Source organism: Streptomyces typhae (assembly GCF_009755605.1).
GTDB lineage: Bacteria > Actinomycetota > Actinomycetes > Streptomycetales > Streptomycetaceae > Streptomyces > Streptomyces typhae.
Genome location: NZ_WPNZ01000015.1, coordinates 43,869 through 61,466, shown reverse-complemented (window position 1 = coordinate 61,466; position 17,598 = coordinate 43,869). Strand labels below are relative to the sequence as shown.

The following is a 17,598-nucleotide window of genomic DNA, read 5'->3' as shown; positions in this document are numbered from 1 at the left end:
GCAGCCGCTCTCCTCAATAGTCCTGCCTGGTCCTCATCAGTCGTCACTAGTCGTCGGCAGTCGTCAACAGTTGCCAGTAGTCATCACCCAGTCGTCAGTAGGCGTCAGTAGTCGTCTTCGTAGGGCCGTACCGTGCCTTCGGGCGGGACGACCTGCTCGGAGTCCGCCGCCACGCTGCGGGCCACCGAGCCGAAGACGAGTTCGGCGAACCGCTCGATGGCCTGGGCGGGCGAGTCGCTGCGGCGGGCCAGGTAGGCGGCGCTCGGGTCGGCGGCGATCGACGCGAGGACGGCGGGGTCCACGCGGCCGTACCCGTAGGGGACGAGCAGGACCCTGCGGCCGGGCCCCCCGCTGGCGAGGAGCGCCTGGTGCTCAGCCCGCCAGCCGCCCGCGCGGTCCCGGCGGGCGTTGGGGCGGCCGTCGGTGAGCATGAAGACCAGCGGCGGGCGGGCCGATTCCAGTCCGGCCAGGTCGTGGGCGACGGTGCGCGCGGTGGCCTCGAAGATCTCCGCGAACGACGTCGGCCCCGAGGCGTACAGCTCCGGCACGGCCGTCGTCGACGTCAGCCGGGTGAGGGGCAGGTCCACGCGGGCGTCCTCGGCGAAGGAGAGCACCGAGAGGCGTACCGCCCGCCGGATCGTGGGGTCCTTGGCGAGGCGGGCGAGGAGTTCGCGCAGCACGGTGTTGACCACTTCGATCGCGGTGACGGGACCGGCGGGCTCCACCATGGACCCCGACCTGTCGGCGAGTACGTAGAGGGGCAGGACGTTCATGCGCCGCTCCTCGGCGCGAGCAGCACCAGGGCCTTCTCCGTCCGGCCTGCCCGCTGCCTCGGCAGCCTCACCACTTGCAGGACGTTGCCGGAGCGCGCCGGATGGTCGTCGAGGGTCACGCTGCGCTCCATGTCGACGAGGGCGGTGAAGTCGGCGGAGCCGCGCCGCTCCAGCTCGCCCTCGCCCTCCTTGGCCTCCCCCAGTTCGGCGAGGGCGCGCAGGGCGTGGGTGCGGACCACGGCCATGAGCTGCCCCCAGACACTGCCCTCGGCCGCCTCGGAGACATACGCCGACGCGGCCAGGTGGTGGGCGGTGACGACCCAGCCGCCCGGGTCCTTGGCGGCCGCGGCGGCGGGGCCGAGCGCGTCGTACTCGGCGAGCAGGCGCAGCCGTGCCGTCCAGCCGGGTACGTAGGTGACCTGCGCGTGTTCGACCAGGGCCACCCTGCGCAGGGCGCCGAGGAGTTCGGCGACGGTCGGCAGCAGGCGTTCCACCGCTTCGCGCGGGGGCAGGTCGGACGGCAGCGGGGAGAGGGTCAGGCCGGGCAGCAGGGTGACGTCCGCGCAGCGCAGGGCGGTGATGTCCACCGCCGTCGTCCCCCACAGGTCCCGCTGTTCGCCGCGCTCCGCCGTGCCCGCCCGCACCCACTCGGCGAGCAGACGGCAGACGATCTGGCGCGGGCCCGCTGCGGCCGTCGCGATCAGACCGAACAGCGGGGCTGCGGCGCCGTCGTGACGCGGTTTCAGGTCTTCGGGAGCGACGGGGGCGGCGAGCACGGTGGCGAGGTCCGCGCAGAGGGTGCGGGCCAGGGCCGCGTGACCTGGTGCTTCGGGTGCTCCCAGGCCTCCGGACGCTTCGGTGGCTTCAGAAGGTTCCACTGAAGGGGTCCTTGCTCTCGTCGTACGTCAGGCCCGACTTCATCTCCTCCTCGAAGACCCAGCCGGGGTCGGCGTCGATCAGGTCCATGAACCGGGTCTTCTTGCGGCGCTCGGGGCGTTTTCTGTGGAAGCGCAGACCGCCCGTCTCATCGAGGGACACCCACACCTGTCCCTGCGGCACGTGGGCGAGCGTGCCGTAGGTGCGGCGCGCGTCCTGCTCGACGGGCTCGGCGTACTCAGGATCCGGTACCTCGGCGTCGGGCACTTCCCAGTACAGCGTGATGCGGCGCGAAGGCACGTGCAGGAGCAGCCCGCCCGGCGGGACCGGATCGCCCGCGAAGGCGAGCGGCTCGCGTTCCCGGAAGCCGACACCGACCTGATACACGTCACGGCGAAGGGTGTAGCGCAACCTGGCAGGCTCGCCGTCCCGCTCCGGCGGCATGACGAGCCCGTCGTGCTCGTCCACGGCCTCGACCAGAGGGCCTTCGAGCTGCCAGCCCGGGTCGCCTTTGCACAGCAGCAACGTGAGGCGTTCCTCTTCATTGATCTCGAAACGGGCGTGCACGCCGACCGCGGCGAGTTGGTCCGCTTCCTCCCGGTGCATCAGGGTGGTCGCCCACAGCGCGTCGTCGGACGGGCTGAGCTCCGCCATGGCGACGTCCAAGCGGTACACGGCGAACACCGCGCGCATGGAGTAGGTGGCCAGGCCCTCGGCACGGGCGTGACCGCCGGGCTCCGGTTCCAGAGGCTGCCCGCGCCGGAACAAGGGGACGGGGTCCACCTCCCGCGGAGTCAGTCGCAGATGGAAATCGGCCGCCAGGTTCACGTGCAGCCGACTGGCGTCCACGTCCAGGTAGGAGATGCCGCGAAGCAGCTCGGGCACGATCTCGGCGTCGTCGGCGTCCGGGCTGAGATCGGCGACCGCTTCGAGGTACACGCCCCCGACGGCGGTGCCCGTCTTGGCGAACTCCGCGTCGAACTCGACCTCGAAGGTCGGGGCGAGCAGGTCGCTCTCGAAGCGGCGCCGCAGGGCGTCCTCGATGCCCCGGCGCAGTACCGCGGAGTGCATCGAGCCGCCGGACAGAAGCACCCTGTCGACGCTCTCGCCCGTGCCCTGCGTCACTTCGAGGCCACCGCGCGCGATGCCCCCGGCCAGCCAGACGACTTCCGCGACGAGGTCGCGTACCCGGTCGGCGAGTTCGTCGGCGGTGACCGTCACCTCCGTGGTCGTCGGACGCACGGGCGTCAGACCGTCCGTGTCCGCCGGCCAGACGAAGGTGACGTCACCGGGGAGGGGAGCGCTGCCGTCGGGAGTGGGGACGGTGACGCGGACCGCCTTGGGCGCTGACGACCCGAGGCCTTGCCGCTTCACCGCCTCGGCCGCCTCCCACAGCGCGTGGAAGAGCTCCCTGCGAGGTGCGGCCTGCTCCACGCCCCGGAACCGAGTGTCGCCCGGCAGGATGTCGAACTTGCCGCGCAGCAGGGTGAAGAGCTCGGCCGTGAGACGGTCACCGCCGACGTTGAGGCGCCCGCCGGACGCGAGGACCTGGGGCTGCAGTTTGTAGAACCGGCCGGAGCTCCGGCCCGCCGCTGCCGGGGTCGCGTCGACCACGACCACCTTGATCAGGGCGCAGTCGAAAGTGCCGCCGCCCAGGTCGAGGACCAGCAGGTTCTCGTGCCAAGCGCGGGCTTCGGCCCAGTCCTCCGGGGACTCCCAGGCGCGGGGGCCCTCGGGGCACCGGGAGTGCAGTGTGAACGCCTCCACGCCGAGCAGGAAGTCCGCGCCGAACCGCTTCATCATGGAGAAACCGGCGGCGGCGACCGCCTCGTCGATGTGCATCTCGACCTTATCCGCGAGCGGGCGCAGGATCTTGAGCAGGTCCTCGCGCTTGTCCGGCGGCAGCTTGGTGGGGAAGGTCACGCTCAACGAGCCGATGGCGCGAGGCAGTTCCAGCTCGGCGGCCACGACCTCAGCGAACCGCCGGTAGATCCGGGGGAAGAGCTCCCGGCCCTGGAACACCGTACCCGGCACGACCGTGTCCAGGTCGGCCAGATGGCGCTTGACCCCACGTACGCGCGCCCCCGTGGCATCACCCGCGAAGTCGACGCTGTCGCCGGTCACGACGAGGTCGCTGGAGCGAGGCTCGGTGTGGCTGAGGTGGTGCACGTCGAGCGGCGCCGTGGCGAAGATCTCGCGCCAGGCCGCGCCCCTGACCCGGGGGATGCCTACAGTGCGGCTCTCGATCTCCCTTACGGGATCGGTGGAGTTGCCGGCGCCGAAGAGCTGGACCGGGAGTAGGCCCTTGGCCCGTTCCACGCCGGTGGCGGGCAGCGCCGCTTCGCTGCTGGTCACCCTACGGAGGTCGAACACGCCGCAGACCGCGCGGCTGGTACCGAAGTCGAAGAACGCGCTGATGAGGTCGGGGCCCTGAGTGTCCGCAGCGGTGCCGTCGGGCGTGGCCTGGGTCATGGGACGGTCTCCGATCTGGTCCGGGTCGAGCCGGAAGCTGCTGCGCGCCGACGGCGCGGGGACGCGGGACTCCGGTTGATGGCGGCGGTAGTGAACGACCACCGTCGGCGCGGCGGGCCTGCGCCGCCACGGGGTGAGGCGCAGGTCGGCGTCGGCCGCCGCGCCGTCGACGGGTGGGGTGAAGGTCGTGGTGCTGACGACCGCGGGGCCGTCCAGCACGTCGACGCGCTCTATGCGCCCTGGAACCGTGCCGCGGCGCAGTGCCAGGGCGGCACCGTCCGGCGTGCCATGGAGCTCCAGCGGCGGCCGGTCATGAGGCACTGCCCGCCCTCGCAGTCGAAAGGCGGTGCAGTTCCGCGCCGATCTGATGAAGCACCGCGACGGGCCCGCCCTCCTCGTTCACCAGCTCCATCCGCTGCTCCACGAGCAGTTCGCTCAGCGCCTTCTGGGTCCGTACGACATCGGGTTCGAAGGTGTCGACGAGTATCCGTTCCAGGAGCCGGGCCAGTTCCTCACGGGCCCGGGCGACCTGCCGGAAGTACACGCGTGGTGCGGGGCGACGCACGGGGTCGGAGTCGCCACGGGGACGGCCCGCCAGTTGGTGCAGGAGGCGTTTCGCCATCCCGGCGAGTTGTGCGGCTGTCTCTCCGTCCGCGCGCGCCCGCAGCTCGCGCCGGAGCTCATCGGCTTCCGGGGTGAGGGGTCCCGGCGGGGCGGAGCCCGGCGCGGGGACGGCGAACTCCGCGCTGGTGTGCGAGGCCCACCAGTGCGCGAGGGCGGCGGTCAGCTCGTCCCTGGTCTTGTCGAGCGCCCGCAGGCAGAGCGCCTCGACATCGAGGCCCTGCAAGGGTTCCAGGGCGTCGGTGACGGTCCGGTCCCCGGTGGCGACGCGTTCCAGGACGAGTCGCGCCTTGGTCCAGGCGTCGGCCGCGTACACGGCGCCGTCCGCCTCTTCCCTGCTGATGCGCCGCAGGTCCTCGATCGGGCGGGCGTCCTGCCGTGCCGCCTCCTCCTGGAGTTCGAGCGCCGCCTCGGTGGGGAAGTGCGCCCCGGCCTCCTCGATCAGCCGGATACCGTCCTCGATGAGCCGCTCGAACTCCTGCGTGTCGACATGCGCGGTGTCCTTGTTCGCCAAGTCCTCGATCAGGTCGCGCAGATGCCGGTAGCCGCCGTCGTCGAGCGCGCCCGTGACCGCGGCGCGCAGCTGCCCGCCGGTGGCGCCCGACGGATCCCAGGCCGCTGCGGCCCACACCTCCTTCGCGGGCTGCGCCCCCTTCCACACCTGCGGGTTCTTGGGGTCGAAGGCGAGCCAGGCGGCCTCGTCGGCGAAGGCCCAGGGCCCGCTGACGGCCCCGACCCGGGTCTCGCGCCCCGGGCGTCCCTGGGCGCCGAGGTCGCGCACCATCGCGGCGATCGCCGTCTCCAGGGCCCCCAGGGAGTGCGGATCCCGTGGGTTGTCGACATCGTCGAGGCGGGTGGCGACGAACACGCAGTGCGGATCGGGCGCCACCCGTGGCGTCGCGAAGGCGGTGCCGCCGCCGCAGGCCACGGTGAGCAGCGCGAGGTGCGCGCGGCTCTGCATCTCGGCGGCGATGACGTCCTCCAGGACGCCGCCGGGGTGCGTGCCGGGAGTGTCGACGATCACCACGGACCGGCCCGCGGCCCAGTGCAGTGGCCATACCCCGGCCGGGATGCTCACATCGGCCCGCGCACGGGCGATGATGGCGCTGCCACGCCCGTCGCGGAAGTTGAGGGAGCCCCCACGGTCCAACAGCTTCTGCTTCGAGAGCCGTTCCCCGTAACCGAGTTGCCTCGCCGCCTCCACCATCTCCTGTACCAGGGGAGCGTTCTGGTGCGGTGTCCGGCTCAGCTCCTCCAGGGTCCGCGGATCGTCGTCGTCCTCGATGTCGAGCAGTCGGCGCGCCCGGCGGCGGGCGCCCTCCTCGGTGAGGGTCAGGATCTCGTACGCGGGCGGGCCCGAGGGGCCTTCGCCCTGGACGAGCCGCAGCTCCGTGGTGACCGCGCTGATGTCTCCCGGGCCCACTTCGAGGATGTCGGTGCGGCCGAGCAGCAGACGCAGGGCCGTGGACTTCAACGAGGAGTTGGCGCCGAGCGCGACGATCCTGACCTCGCCCTCGCTCGTGCGCCGCAGCCGTTCCAGTACGTCCCCCAGTTGGTCGATCCGGTCGACCAGTACGGCCGATTCGCCCGGCACCCGCAGCCCATCCAGGCTCGTCGCCAGCTTCGTCAGTTTCCGGACCAGAAACGCATCCCCCATCGGGTGCCTCCCCCTTCGGCAACCAGGCCCTCAGAGTGAGCCCTTTTTCATGATTTTGATAGACATCCGGAGGTGAATTTCCGTCAGTCGTGCGGCACCACCGCGACCGGGCACGTCACGTGGTCCAGTGCCGAGTGCGCGGTCCGGCCGAGATGGGCCCCGGGCCCACCACGGCGTCCGATGACCAGGAGCGACGCGCCGGTGGCCGCCATCAGGAGCCGGTGCCCTGCGCGCCCGAAGCCGACCCGTTCGACGACGGTGACACGGGGATGGGTGCGCCGCCACGGCGCGAGGGCGGCGCCGAGCGCCTCCCGGCTACGCCGTTCGAGGCCGGTGAGGTCGGAGGGGAGCACGCGGTCGGGCGCGCACGCGTCGAGCGCCGCCATCGTCCAGGCGTGCACCACGTGCAGCGGCGCGCCGCGCGCGGCCGCCGCGTCGAAGGCGTACGCGATCGGCGCGTCACCGGAGCGCCACGGGTCGAGGCCGAGGACGACGGGCCGGTGCGGCATCGTCTGCGAGGGGGTGCCGTCGGCGGCGGGGGTGCGCGCGTCCTCCGGGCGTTCACCGGCGCGCACGAGGACCACCGGAGCGCTCGCGCGGGCGCTGACGGCGGCGGCGACCGAACCGACGGCGAGGCCGGGGGCCCCGGCGCGCCCGCGGGAGCCGAGGACGAGGGTGCCGGCCGCCGCGGAGGCGGCGAGCAGCGCCGCGACAGTGGGCCCGCTCGGGTGCTGGGCGTGGATCTCCAGGGCGGGGTGCACGTACGAGAGGGTGATGGCGGCCCGGTCGAGGACGCCCCGGCCGCGTTCGGCGCCGGGCAGCGCGCGCACCCGGGCGGGCGGCGCGGACGTGGGGGTGCCCGCGTGCAGCAGGCGCAGCGGCACCCCGTGCAGCAGGGCCTCCCTGGCCGCCCAGTCCGCGGCGTCCATGCTCGCCATGGAGCCGTCGATGCCGGCGGTGACCACGCGGGCCCCGGCGGTTCCGGGTAACCGGGTGCGTGCGTGGTGGTGCGGCCCGGTGGTCGTGCGGTGGTGGTTCATGGCGTGCCCCAGCGGTGGGTGGTCGGTCGGGTGCGGGGTCCGGCGGGTGCCTCGGGATGCGGGCCCTGCCGTGGCGCTGCTCAGTAGGGCCAGGACCAGTCCGCGACCTCGGGCAGGTCGATGCCGTGCTCGCGGATCCAGGCGTGGTGGCGGGTGCGCCGGTCGGCCATCTCCTGCCGCAGGGCCGTGGCGCGGACGGAGAGGCCGGGGACGCGGTCGATGACGTCCATGACCAGGCGGTACCGGTCGAGGTCGTTGCGTACGACCATGTCGAAGGGGGTGGTGGTCGTGCCCGCCTCCTTGTAGCCGCGCACATGCAGGTGGTCGTGGCCGGTGCGGCGGTAGGCGAGGCGGTGGATCAGCCACGGGTAGCCGTGGTAGGCGAAGATCACCGGCTTGTCGGTGGTGAACAGGGCGTCGTACTCGAAGTCGGCCATGCCGTGCGGGTGTTCCTCGCGCGGCATGAGCCGGGCGATGTCGACGACGTTGACGACGCGCACGGCGAGTTCGGGCAGGTGCTCGCGCAGCAGCGCCCCGGCGGCGAGGACTTCCTGGGTGGGCACGTCGCCCGCCCCGGCGAGGACGACGTCGGGGTCGCGCAGGCCGTCGTCGGTGCCGGCCCAGTCCCACACGCCGGCGCCGCGCGCGCAGTGGGCACGGGCCGCGTCCAGGTTCAGCCAGTCGAAGCAGGGCTGCTTGCCGGCCACGATGACGTTCACGTAGTCCCTGCTGAGCAGGGCGTGTTCGGCGACGGACAGCAGGGTGTTGGCGTCCGGCGGCAGATAGACGCGGACGGCCTCGGGGCTCTTGTTCAGGACGTGGTCGACGAATCCGGGGTCCTGGTGCGAGAAGCCGTTGTGGTCCTGGCGCCAGACGTGCGAGGTCAGCAGGTAGTTCAGTGAGGGGACGGGGGCGCGCCACGGCAGCGCGCGGGACGTCTTCAGCCATTTGATGTGCTGGTTGACCATGGAGTCGACGATGTGCACGAACGCTTCGTAGGAGGAGAACAGGCCGTGGCGGCCGGTGAGGAGATAGCCCTCCAGCCACCCCTGGCAGAGGTGTTCGGACAGGACTTCCATGACGCGGCCGTCGGTGGCGAGGTGCTCGTCGGTGGGCAGCGTCCGCGCCTGCCAGGCCTTGCCGGTCGCGGAGTAGAGCGCGCCGAGCCGGTTGGACTCCGTCTCGTCGGCGCCCATCACCCGGAAGTCGCGGCGCTCCGCGGTGTCGGCCATGACCTTGGCGAGCATCGTGCCGAGGACCTTGGTGGGCTCGTGCTGGGCCGTGCCGGGCTTGTCGACGGTGACGGCGAAGTCCTCCAGGGGGCGCAGCGGCAGAGCGCGGGTGAGCAGGCCGCCGTTGGCGTGCGGGGTGGCGCCGAGGCGGCGGTCGCCCGCGGGCACGCACGAAAGGACCTCGTCGGTGGGGCGGCCGTCGGCGTCGAACAGTTCCTCCGGGCGGTAGGAGCGCAGCCATTCCTCCAGCTGCCGCAGGTGCTCGGGGTTCTCCCGCACGCCCGGCAGCGGCACCTGGTGCGAGCGCCAGGTGCCCTCGACGGGGTCGCCGTCCACGTTCTTCGGCCCGGTCCAGCCCTTGGGGGTGCGCAAAACGACCATCGGCCAGGCCGGCCGCTGTCCGCGGGCGCCCGCGGAGCGTGCGCGTGCCTCGTGCTGGATCTCCGTGATCCGGTCGACGGCACGGTCGAAGGCGGCGGCGAGCTCGCGGTGGACGGTCGCGGGGTCGTCCCCGGACACGTGCAGGGGCTCGTGCCCGTAGCCGCGCAGGAGCGCGTCCAGTTCGGCCTCGGGGATACGGGACAGGAGCGTCGGGTTGGCGATCTTGTAGCCGTTGAGGTGCAGGACGGGCAGGACGGCGCCGTCGTGCACGGGGTCGAGGAACTTTCCCGAGTGCCAGCTGGTGGCGAGGGGCCCGGTCTCCGCCTCGCCGTCGCCGACCACGCAGGCCACGAGCAGGTCCGGGTTGTCGAAGGCGGCTCCGTAGGCATGTGCCAGGGAGTAGCCGAGCTCACCGCCCTCGTGGATGGATCCGGGGGTCTCGGGGGCGACGTGGCTCGGTACGCCGCCCGGGAAGGAGAACTGCCGGAACAGGCGCTTCATGCCTTCCGCGTCCCGGGTCACGTCGGGGTAGATCTCCGTGTAGCTGCCTTCGAGCCAGGAGTTGGCGAGAACGGCCGGGCCGCCGTGGCCGGGGCCCCAGACGCACAGGGTGTCCTGGTCGCGCTCCTTGACGATGCGGTTGAGGTGGGTGTGGACGAGGTTGAGGCCCGGTGAGGTGCCCCAGTGGCCGAGGAGGCGCGGCTTGATGTGCTCGGGCCGCAGCGGCTCCGTCAGGAGCGGGTTGGACAGCAGATAGATCTGGCCTGCCGCCAGGTAGTTCGCGGCGCGCCAGTGGGCGTCCAGAGGGGGGAGGGGATCCTTGGCCATGGACGAGGGACCTCGTTTCTGTCCGGTGCTTGTGTCCGGTGCTCGGTGCGTGTGTCCGGTGCTCGGTGCTTCTGTCCGGTGCTCTGTTACGTCTATCCGGTGCTCCGGTGCTTCTGTCCGGTGCTTCTGTCCGATCGGTGCGGTGCGGGCCGGGTTCCACGTGCGGCGCGGTTCAGACGGGCGCATGGCGGGACAGGGAGGGCGGACTGGGGGCGCGGAGCGCCGGACCGACCCCGCTATTTTCCCTTCTATCGCACTATTCCCGGTGTCGCGCGTGGGGTGCTGGAGACTTGGGGGGTGCTGGGTGCCCCCGGGGAGTCGAGTGTCTCCGATGTGCCGGGTGCCCCGGGTGGCACCCGGCACCCGGTGTTCTCCCGTCAGGCATGCGGCACCACCGTGACCGGGCACGCGGAGTGGTGCAGGACGGCGTGGCCGACCGGTCCGAGCCGGGGCCCGGCACGCCCCGGCCTGCGGCGGGCGCCGACCACGAGCAGGTCGGCGGTGGCGGACGCCTCCAGGAGGGCGGCGCGCGCCTGGCCCTCGACGGGTTCGCCGCACACGATGACGGCGCCGTGATCGCGTACCGCCGTACGCAGGGCCGCTTCCAGTTCGTCCGCGGCGCGGCGCCGCCGCGGGTCGTCCGCGCCGGGTGCGGTCGGCGGCGCGCCGCTCCCGGGCGGGGGCCGGTGCCAGGCACGCACCGCGCGCAGCTCGGCCCCGCGCAGCCGGGCGGCGCGGACGGCGAACTCCACGGCCGCCGCCGCGGTCTCGTCGACGCCTACGACCACCCGCCGGAATCCGGACCGCAGGCTGCGTTCGCCGCCGCGCACGACGGTGACCGGGGACGCGGCACGGGCCGCCACGGACCGGCTCACCGTGCCGAGCAGCAGCCCGGCGAGGGGGCCGCGCCCCCTGCTGCCGACGACGACTCCGGCGGCACCGTCGCTCTCCCGGACGAGGGCGGCGGCGGGGTCCTCGTCGACGACCTGGCCGGTGACCCCGGCGGCCCGGCCGCGCGCCCGGTCGACGGCGGCGGCCAGGACGCGGTCGGCCTGCGCCCGGACGGCCTCGCGGTTGATGCCGAACGACGGCTCGTGCCCCTCGTACCACTCCCAGCCCGACGCGTGCACGATCCGCAGCGGCAGCGCGGCCCGCGCGGCCTCGTCGGCGGCCCAGTCGAGGGCCCGCATGCCGGGCTCCGAGCCGTCCACTCCGACGATCAATGTCGCGTCCACGGTGCGGCCCCCTCGGCGTGGTGTACGTTCCGCGCCTGCTCCCGGACGCCGGTGGCCCCCGGCCTCCGGAGGTCGTCAGGCGGCCCCCTCCATGAAGCTGACATGCACCGTCCACATAGGGCAGAGGCAGACCGGCCCTCCGAGAGGGCCGACCGGCCCCTGCCGCTTCCGTTCCTGAGCGCCGAAGGTGTGGGGTGGAGGAGAAGCCTGTCGGAACTCGCCGACATCCGCAGTCATGCGCCGACGAGGGGGAACCGGGCCGCGCCGCCGCGCACACGACGCCGTCCACGGCGGCTCGGCCGTCCGTCCGGCACCCGTTCCCCTCCGCCGGCCCGCGCGCGGGCCGGCGCCTAGCCCTGTCCCGCACTGAGCCGCCCCGGCCAGCCGAGCGACCCCCGCACTGCCTGATGTTCAAATGTCTGACATCTGTGTAGGCTGCGCCCATGAAACGGATCAGTACACCGCGCCGGACCGCCAGCCTGTCCGCGCAGCTCGTGGAGAGTCTCCGCTCGCACATCGAGTCCGGGGGCTGGCCGGTGGGAACACGCATCCCGCCGGAGCAGTCCCTCATCGAGGAGCTGGGCGTCGGACGCAGCACGCTGCGGGAGGCGCTCGGCGCGCTCGTGCATCTGGGACTGCTCGAAGCCCGCGTCGGGGACGGCACCTACGTCCGCTCGTCGAGCGAGCTCCAGTCGGTCATGGTCCGGCGGGCCAGTGCCGCGCAGCGGGACAACGTACTCGAACTCCGCACCGTCCTGGAGGAGTACGCCTCGGGGGCCGCCGCCCTGCGCCGCAGCGAGGAGCAGTTGCAGCAGCTCAGGGAGCTGGTGGCCGACGCCGACGCGGCCTGCGCCGGTGCGGACATGGCCGCGGCCGGCAGTGTCGACGCGCTGTTCCACCGGGCCGTCGTGCGGGCGAGCGGTAACGACCTCCTGATCGAGGTGTACGACTACCTGGGCACGGCCCTCAGCGCCGCCCTCGGCGGTCTGCCCTGGGACGCCGTCGGCGCCGAGGAGCACTCCGGTCTGCACCACAGGCTCGTCGACGCGATCGAGGCGCGGGACGAGAGCGGCGCCCGCGCCACGGCGGCGGCGATCGTGCAGCTCACCCGCGACCACGAGGCCAAGGCGCCCCGCCCCGCGGAGGAGCAGTGAGCGCGGAGTCGTCGCCGACGGCCCGCGAGGCCGCCACAACGGTCCCGTCGGCACCGGCCGACGACCACACCGGGCCCGCCGCGTCCGCCGCGTCCGCCGGACCCGGTGCATCCGCCGAGCCCGGTGCATCCGCCGCGTCCGCCGCGTCCGCCGGACCCGGTGCATCCGCCGGACCCGGTGCATCCGCCGAGCCCGGTGTGTCCGTCGGGCCCGCCGTGTCCGTCGGGCTCGTCGTCGCGATCTGTCTCGTGGCGGCGAATCTGCGCACCAGCCTCACCGGCGTCGGCACGCTGCTGCCGGAGATCGAGCGGGGCAGCGGCCTGGCGTCGAGCTGGGGCGGGCTCCTGAGCACCCTCCCCCTGCTGACGTTCGCCGCGACGTCACCCCTGGTGGCCCGCGCCTCCCACCGCTTCGGCACCGCGCGCCTGCTCGTGGTGGCCCTCGGCGCGCTGGCCGTCGGCACGGTGGTCCGGTCGCTTCCCTCGGTGATCTGCCTCTTCACCGGGACCGTGATCCTCTCCGCCGCCATCGCGTTCGGCAACGTCCTGCTGCCCGCCCTGATCAGACGGAACGTGCCCGCGCACCGCGTCCACGGCATCAGCGCCCTCTACGTCACGGTCATGGGCGTCACCGCCGCGGTCTCCTCCGGCGTCTCCGCGCCGCTCTCCCACACCCTGCCGGGCTCCTGGCACACGGCGCTCGCCTGGGGGCTCGCCTTCACCGTCGCGGCGTTCCTCGCCTGGTTGCCCCGCGTGCGGGGCGACAAGCCCCGGGCCGCCACCGGCGCGACCCGCAGCGCGGTCCCCTGGCGGTCACGCCTCGCCTGGCAGGTCAGCGTCTTCATGGGCCTTCAGTCCCTGGCCTTCTACACCGCGGTCGCCTGGCTGCCCAGCATCCTGATCGACCGCGGCACGAGCAGCACCGCGGCCGGATGGACGCTCTTCTACTACCAGCTCGTCGCCCTCGCGGCGAGCGGACTCCTGCCCCTGTTCACCCGGGGCCGCCTGGACCAGCGGTGGACCGCGGCCGGGGCCTCGGCCGTCGTGGCCTGCGGCTTCGCCGTCCTCGTGGCGGCGCCCGCGCTGTCCGTGCTCGCGTGCACCCTGCTCGGCGTCGGCGGCGGCGTGTGCCTGGTCCTCGCGCTGACCTTCCAGAGCGAACGCGCGGGCAGCGCAGGTGAGGCCGCCGCCCTCGCGGGCATGGCGCAGTCCGTCGGCTATCTCGTGGCGGCGGCAGGCCCGCTCCTCCTCGGCATCCTGCACAGCTCGACGAGCAGTTGGACGCTTCCGCTCGTGGTCCTTCTCGTCCTCAGCGTCGCGATGGTGGGCGCCGGGTACGGCGCGGGCCGCGACCGCCACGTACGCTGACCCCCTCCCCCTCGCTCCTCTCCCCCGTGCTCAGCAGGTGGGCCGGTACGGGACGTCGGAGATGTACGTCCTCCAGTCGCGCCGGGAGAGGCCGGTGCCCGCGCGGTCGCAGACTTCGGCGGCGACCTGCCGGGGGTGCACCCGGTAGCGCTGGAGGGGCACGTGCTCGCCGGCCGCGTACAGGACGGCGCTGTCCGGGGAGAACGAGAGGGAGATCTGCCAGTCCCCCGGGGTGGGGAGGGCGGTCCCCAGGGCCTGGTTGGCGGTGGTGTCCCACAGCCGGAGCGTGCCCGCGGGGCCACCGCCCACGGCGAGGGTCCGGCCGTCCGGGGAGAAGGCGAGGGTGTCCGCCGGCTCGGCGAGGTCCTGCCGGTCGCTGGTGAACGTACCGTCGAACTCCCCCAGTCTGCGCCGCAGTTCGTCGTCCCACAGGGTGACACGCCCCGACGTGTCGCCCGCGGCGAACAGCCGGCCGTCGGGGCTGAACGCGACCGCGCCCACCGTGTCCTGCCCCAGGCCCACCCGCGTCACCCGGCCGCTCCTCAGGTCCGCCACCCGTCCGGACGCGGACACGAGGAGCTTGCCGTCGGGCCTGACGGCCAGGTCACCGCCCATGCCGCGCAGCACTCTGACGCGCTTTCCCGTGCGTACGTCGTAGACCTCGGTGGGCCCCTCGTCCCCGCGGGAGAGGAACAGGGACCGCCCCTCCGGGCTCAGCGCCATCCTGAGGACGCCCGGCCCCTCCCCGCCGGGGACCCGGAGCGTCCTCGGCGTCCTGTCGCCACCCGCGGCGACGTCCCGGACGGCGATACGCTCCCCCGCCGCCGAGAAGTCCACGGGCCCCGTCCGGTAGGCGACGGTGCGTCCGTCGCCGCTGAACGCCATGGTCTGCATGCAGTCGCCCACGGACTCCTCGGTGCACCGCAGCCGGGGCAGCTCGCGCGTGCGGCGCCCGCTGGACACGTCGTACAGCTCGAAGCGGGCCGTTCCGTCGGCCTCCTGACGCGACCTGAGGAGCAGGCGCCCGTTCGCGCCGAACGCGGCGCCGGACACGCCGGGTTCCAGCCAGGACCTGGCGGCGGCACCGCCGAGGGCGAGCGAGCGGACGACGCCACCGCGCATCCGGCGCTGCGACAGATAGCGGATGCGGCCGTCGTCGAGGTCGAGACTGAGCTGTCCGACGGACTGGGTGGTGACCGGGTACCGCAGCACGGGGTTCTCGGCGTCGGAGAGCCGCCAGAGGCTGATCTCCTCGGCGTCCGCCGTGACGACGAACTTTCCGTCGGCGCCGAACTCCACGCTCCGCAGGCCCACTTGGTCGATGCCCGGCAGCGTCTTGCCGGTCCGCGCCCGCCACACCCGCACGGCGTCGGGCGTGACGGCCGCGACCGTGCGGCTGTCGGGGGCGAAGCGGACCTCCGCGCACGTGTCGCTCCCCCCGCGCGGCAGGGAGCGGGGCACGGGCAGCCGCCGCCGCGCGGCCATGTCCCACACCTGGAGCCCGCCCTCCGCCGGGCAGAGCGCCACCAGGCGCTCGTCCGGACTGACGACGGCCGCCTCCACCTGGTCCGCGGGAGCGGTGAAGAGCGCACGCCGCCGCTCCGTGTCCCAGACGCTGGCCCGCCCACCGGCGCCGCCCCCCAGGGCGACGGTGCGCACGCTGGGGCCGAAGCCCAGGCCCACGGCGGTCGGCGGGCCGACGCGGCCTCCGGCCGTCCGGCCCGCGCCGATGTCCCACACGAGGACCCCGTCGTCCGTCTCCAGGAGCAGGCCCCGCGCGTCGGGGCTGAGGTGCACGGCCGTGCCCACACGGCGGCCGAGGCCCGGGTACGTGCCCGTCCTGCGCTTGGTCCGCACGTCCCACTTCGTGACGCGGCCACGGTCGGCGACCACCAGGGTGCGCCCGTCCCGGCTCAGGAACTCCTGGGAGTCGAGGCTCTCGGGCGCCGTGAACACGTCCTCCTCCGGCTGGGTGCGGGCGCCCATGAGTCCCGCGCGGGTCTCGGGCGTGTCGGCCACCCGCCAGGCGGCGACGCTCAGCCGCATGGCCGCCACCGGGTCGGAGAAGCGCATGCCGTTCGCCAGGGAGCTGATCCTGCGGCCGACGGCCTCGGTCCTGCGCTTGTCGCTCGTGCGGTTCTGCTGCCAGGCGATCACACCGGCCACCAGGGCCAGGACGAGCAGGACGGACAGCGTGCCCAGCAAGGACCGGTTGCGGCGGCGCTCCCTGGTGCGGGCGGTGACGGCGGCTGCCAGGAAGGCGCGCTCGTGCCCGGTCAGGGCCACCTCCCCGCCCTTCCCCTCGTACCCACGGTCCTTCCGGCCGTCCTTCCCGCCGTCCTTCCCGCCGTCCGCGCCGTCCCGCCCGGCGAACGCCTCCTCCGCGGCGGCCAGCCGGCTGCCCCGGTACAGGGCCCCGGGGTCGCGCCCGCTCTCCTCCCAGGCGTTCGCCGCGTCCGTCAGCCTGCGGTGCAGCCGCAACCGCTCCCTGTCCTCCTCCACCCAGCCGCTCAGCCGGGGCCAGGCCGTGATCAGCGCCTCGTGGGCCAGGTCCGCCGAGGACTCCTCCAGGGTGATCAGGCGGGCGCGGGCCAGACGTTCCAGGACCGGGGCGGCACCGGGGCCCACCGCGAGGAGTTCGGCGCGCTCGGCCGGGCGCCTGGTGTCCGGCGCGCCCTCGCCGGGCGTGATCAGACGCAGCAGGAGGTGCCGGGCGACGGCGGCCTCGCCGGGCGTGAGCCGCGCGTACACCTCTTCGCCCGTGTGGGCGATGGCGCCCCGCAGACCGCCCGCCGCCTCGTACGACGACTCGGTCAGCGCCCGGCCCTTGCGCCGCCGCCAGGTTTCCAGCAGCGCGTGCGACAGCAGGGGCAGGCCGCCGGGTTCGTCGGTGACCTCGGTGACGAGGCGTGCGGTCAGGGACCGTTCGACGAGGGCTCCCCGGGTGGCCGCGGGGCCGACGATGGCCTGGCGCAGCTCCTCCTGGCTCATGGGCCCCACCAGCAGGCTGGTTCCCCGCAGGGCGGCGGCGAGCGCCCGGTGCTCGGCGCAGCGGCCGTAGAAGTCGGCGCGTACGGCGATGACGACGCGCAGCCTGCTGTCCGGCCGGCGGGCGGCGAGCAGCCGGTCGATGAACTCCGCACGCTCCGCCGGGCTCCGGCACAGGGTGAAGGTCTCCTCGAACTGGTCGATCACGACGACCGTGTCGCGGTCGCCGTCCGCCGGGGAGAGCGCCGCCGCGTGCGCGGCGAGGGGGTGCGCGCCGGGGGTGAGGATGCGGATGGCTGCGGGGCGCCGGTGCGGCTCCTCGGCGTGCTGAAGGGCGGGGATCAGTCCCGCGCGCAGCAGGGACGACTTGCCGCTGCCGGAGGCTCCGACGAGCGCGGCGAACCGGTTCTCCGCCACGACGGCGAGGAGGTCGCCGGTCAGCTGCTCGCGGCCGAAGAACCGCTCCCGGTCGTCGGGCTCGAACCGGGCGAGGCCGAGGTAGGGCGCGGGTTCGTCGTCGGCTGCCGACGGCACGGCGGCCGCCTCCGCGCCCGCCTCGCGCCAGCGGCGCTCCCACTCTCCCTCGTCACCGCCGCAGGCCGCCACATAGGCCCGCAGGACCGGCAGCGACGGCAGCCGCTCGCCCGCGGCCGCCTGCGCCAGGGTCGTGACGGAGTACTCGCCGCGGGCGGCCATCGTCCGGTACGTGGGCCCGCCCGCGGCGCGGCGGAGCGCCCGCAGCTCGTCCGCGAAGCGCTGCACGGGTCCCGCGTCCGGGTCCAGCGGACTCTCGCGTCGCCCCACGACTTCCTCCCCCGGCACGTGGCAGACCGCGTCAAGGTACGCGGGGCCGTCCCGCACGGCAACGCACCGCGAACGGCGGGGACTTTCTTCGGCCACCCGCCGCGACCGGCGGAGTTCGCATTGTTCGGAGTGATCGTGGGGGGCTGCCTGACAATGCGGCGGCGGCTGCA

General features: G+C 73.9%; 10 protein-coding genes. 2 read left to right on the top strand and 8 right to left on the bottom strand.

What is annotated here, in order from left to right; translation table 11 throughout:
* Positions 1-104: 104 nt before the first annotated feature.
* From GPA10_RS25890 to GPA10_RS25860, 7 genes are all read right to left on the bottom strand, one after another.
* Positions 105-773, bottom strand: coding sequence for a vWA domain-containing protein (locus tag GPA10_RS25890; RefSeq protein ID WP_157167605.1), 669 nt, complete (start codon positions 771-773; stop codon positions 105-107).
* On the bottom strand, positions 770-1,651 hold the full coding sequence (locus GPA10_RS25885; RefSeq protein WP_157167604.1) for a hypothetical protein: 882 nt from the start codon (positions 1,649-1,651) through the stop codon (positions 770-772). Before GPA10_RS25885 ends, GPA10_RS25890 begins: the two co-directional genes overlap by 4 nt.
* Positions 1,638-4,442: an acetate and sugar kinases/Hsc70/actin family protein gene (locus GPA10_RS25880; protein ID WP_157167603.1), complete on the bottom strand. Its 2,805-nt coding sequence runs from the start codon at positions 4,440-4,442 to the stop codon at positions 1,638-1,640. Before GPA10_RS25880 ends, GPA10_RS25885 begins: the two co-directional genes overlap by 14 nt.
* Positions 4,432-6,399, bottom strand: a complete 1,968-nt coding sequence (locus GPA10_RS25875; RefSeq protein WP_157167602.1) for a hypothetical protein — start codon at positions 6,397-6,399, stop codon at positions 4,432-4,434. The genes GPA10_RS25880 and GPA10_RS25875 overlap by 11 nt, the downstream gene beginning before the upstream one ends.
* An 83-nt stretch (positions 6,400-6,482) precedes the next feature.
* Positions 6,483-7,439, bottom strand: coding sequence for a universal stress protein (locus tag GPA10_RS25870; protein ID WP_058847586.1), 957 nt, complete (start codon positions 7,437-7,439; stop codon positions 6,483-6,485).
* 80 nt (positions 7,440-7,519) lie between these two features.
* The gene (locus GPA10_RS25865; RefSeq protein WP_157167601.1) at positions 7,520-9,880 is read right to left on the bottom strand and encodes a phosphoketolase family protein; all 2,361 of its coding nucleotides are present in this window, start codon (positions 9,878-9,880) and stop codon (positions 7,520-7,522) included.
* A 377-nt stretch (positions 9,881-10,257) separates the two neighbouring features.
* A complete protein-coding gene (locus GPA10_RS25860; RefSeq protein WP_343041328.1) occupies positions 10,258-11,115 on the bottom strand; it encodes a universal stress protein in 858 nt (285 codons plus the stop codon).
* Positions 11,116-11,558: 443 nt separating this feature from the next.
* Between GPA10_RS25860 and GPA10_RS25855 the strand changes: the two genes are divergently transcribed.
* Both GPA10_RS25855 and GPA10_RS25850 read left to right on the top strand, forming a co-directional pair.
* Positions 11,559-12,269, top strand: coding sequence for a FadR/GntR family transcriptional regulator (locus tag GPA10_RS25855; RefSeq protein WP_157167600.1), 711 nt, complete (start codon positions 11,559-11,561; stop codon positions 12,267-12,269).
* Positions 12,266-13,636, top strand: a complete 1,371-nt coding sequence (locus GPA10_RS25850) for a CynX/NimT family MFS transporter (RefSeq protein ID WP_343041327.1) — start codon at positions 12,266-12,268, stop codon at positions 13,634-13,636. The genes GPA10_RS25855 and GPA10_RS25850 overlap by 4 nt, the downstream gene beginning before the upstream one ends.
* 30 nt (positions 13,637-13,666) lie before the next feature.
* On the opposite strand, the gene GPA10_RS25845 is transcribed toward GPA10_RS25850, so the two are convergent.
* Positions 13,667-17,428 carry an nSTAND1 domain-containing NTPase gene (locus GPA10_RS25845; protein WP_343041326.1) on the bottom strand — a complete coding sequence of 1,254 codons (3,762 nt, stop codon included), beginning with the start codon at positions 17,426-17,428 and terminating at the stop codon, positions 13,667-13,669.
* Between the last annotated feature and the right edge of the window lie 170 nt (positions 17,429-17,598).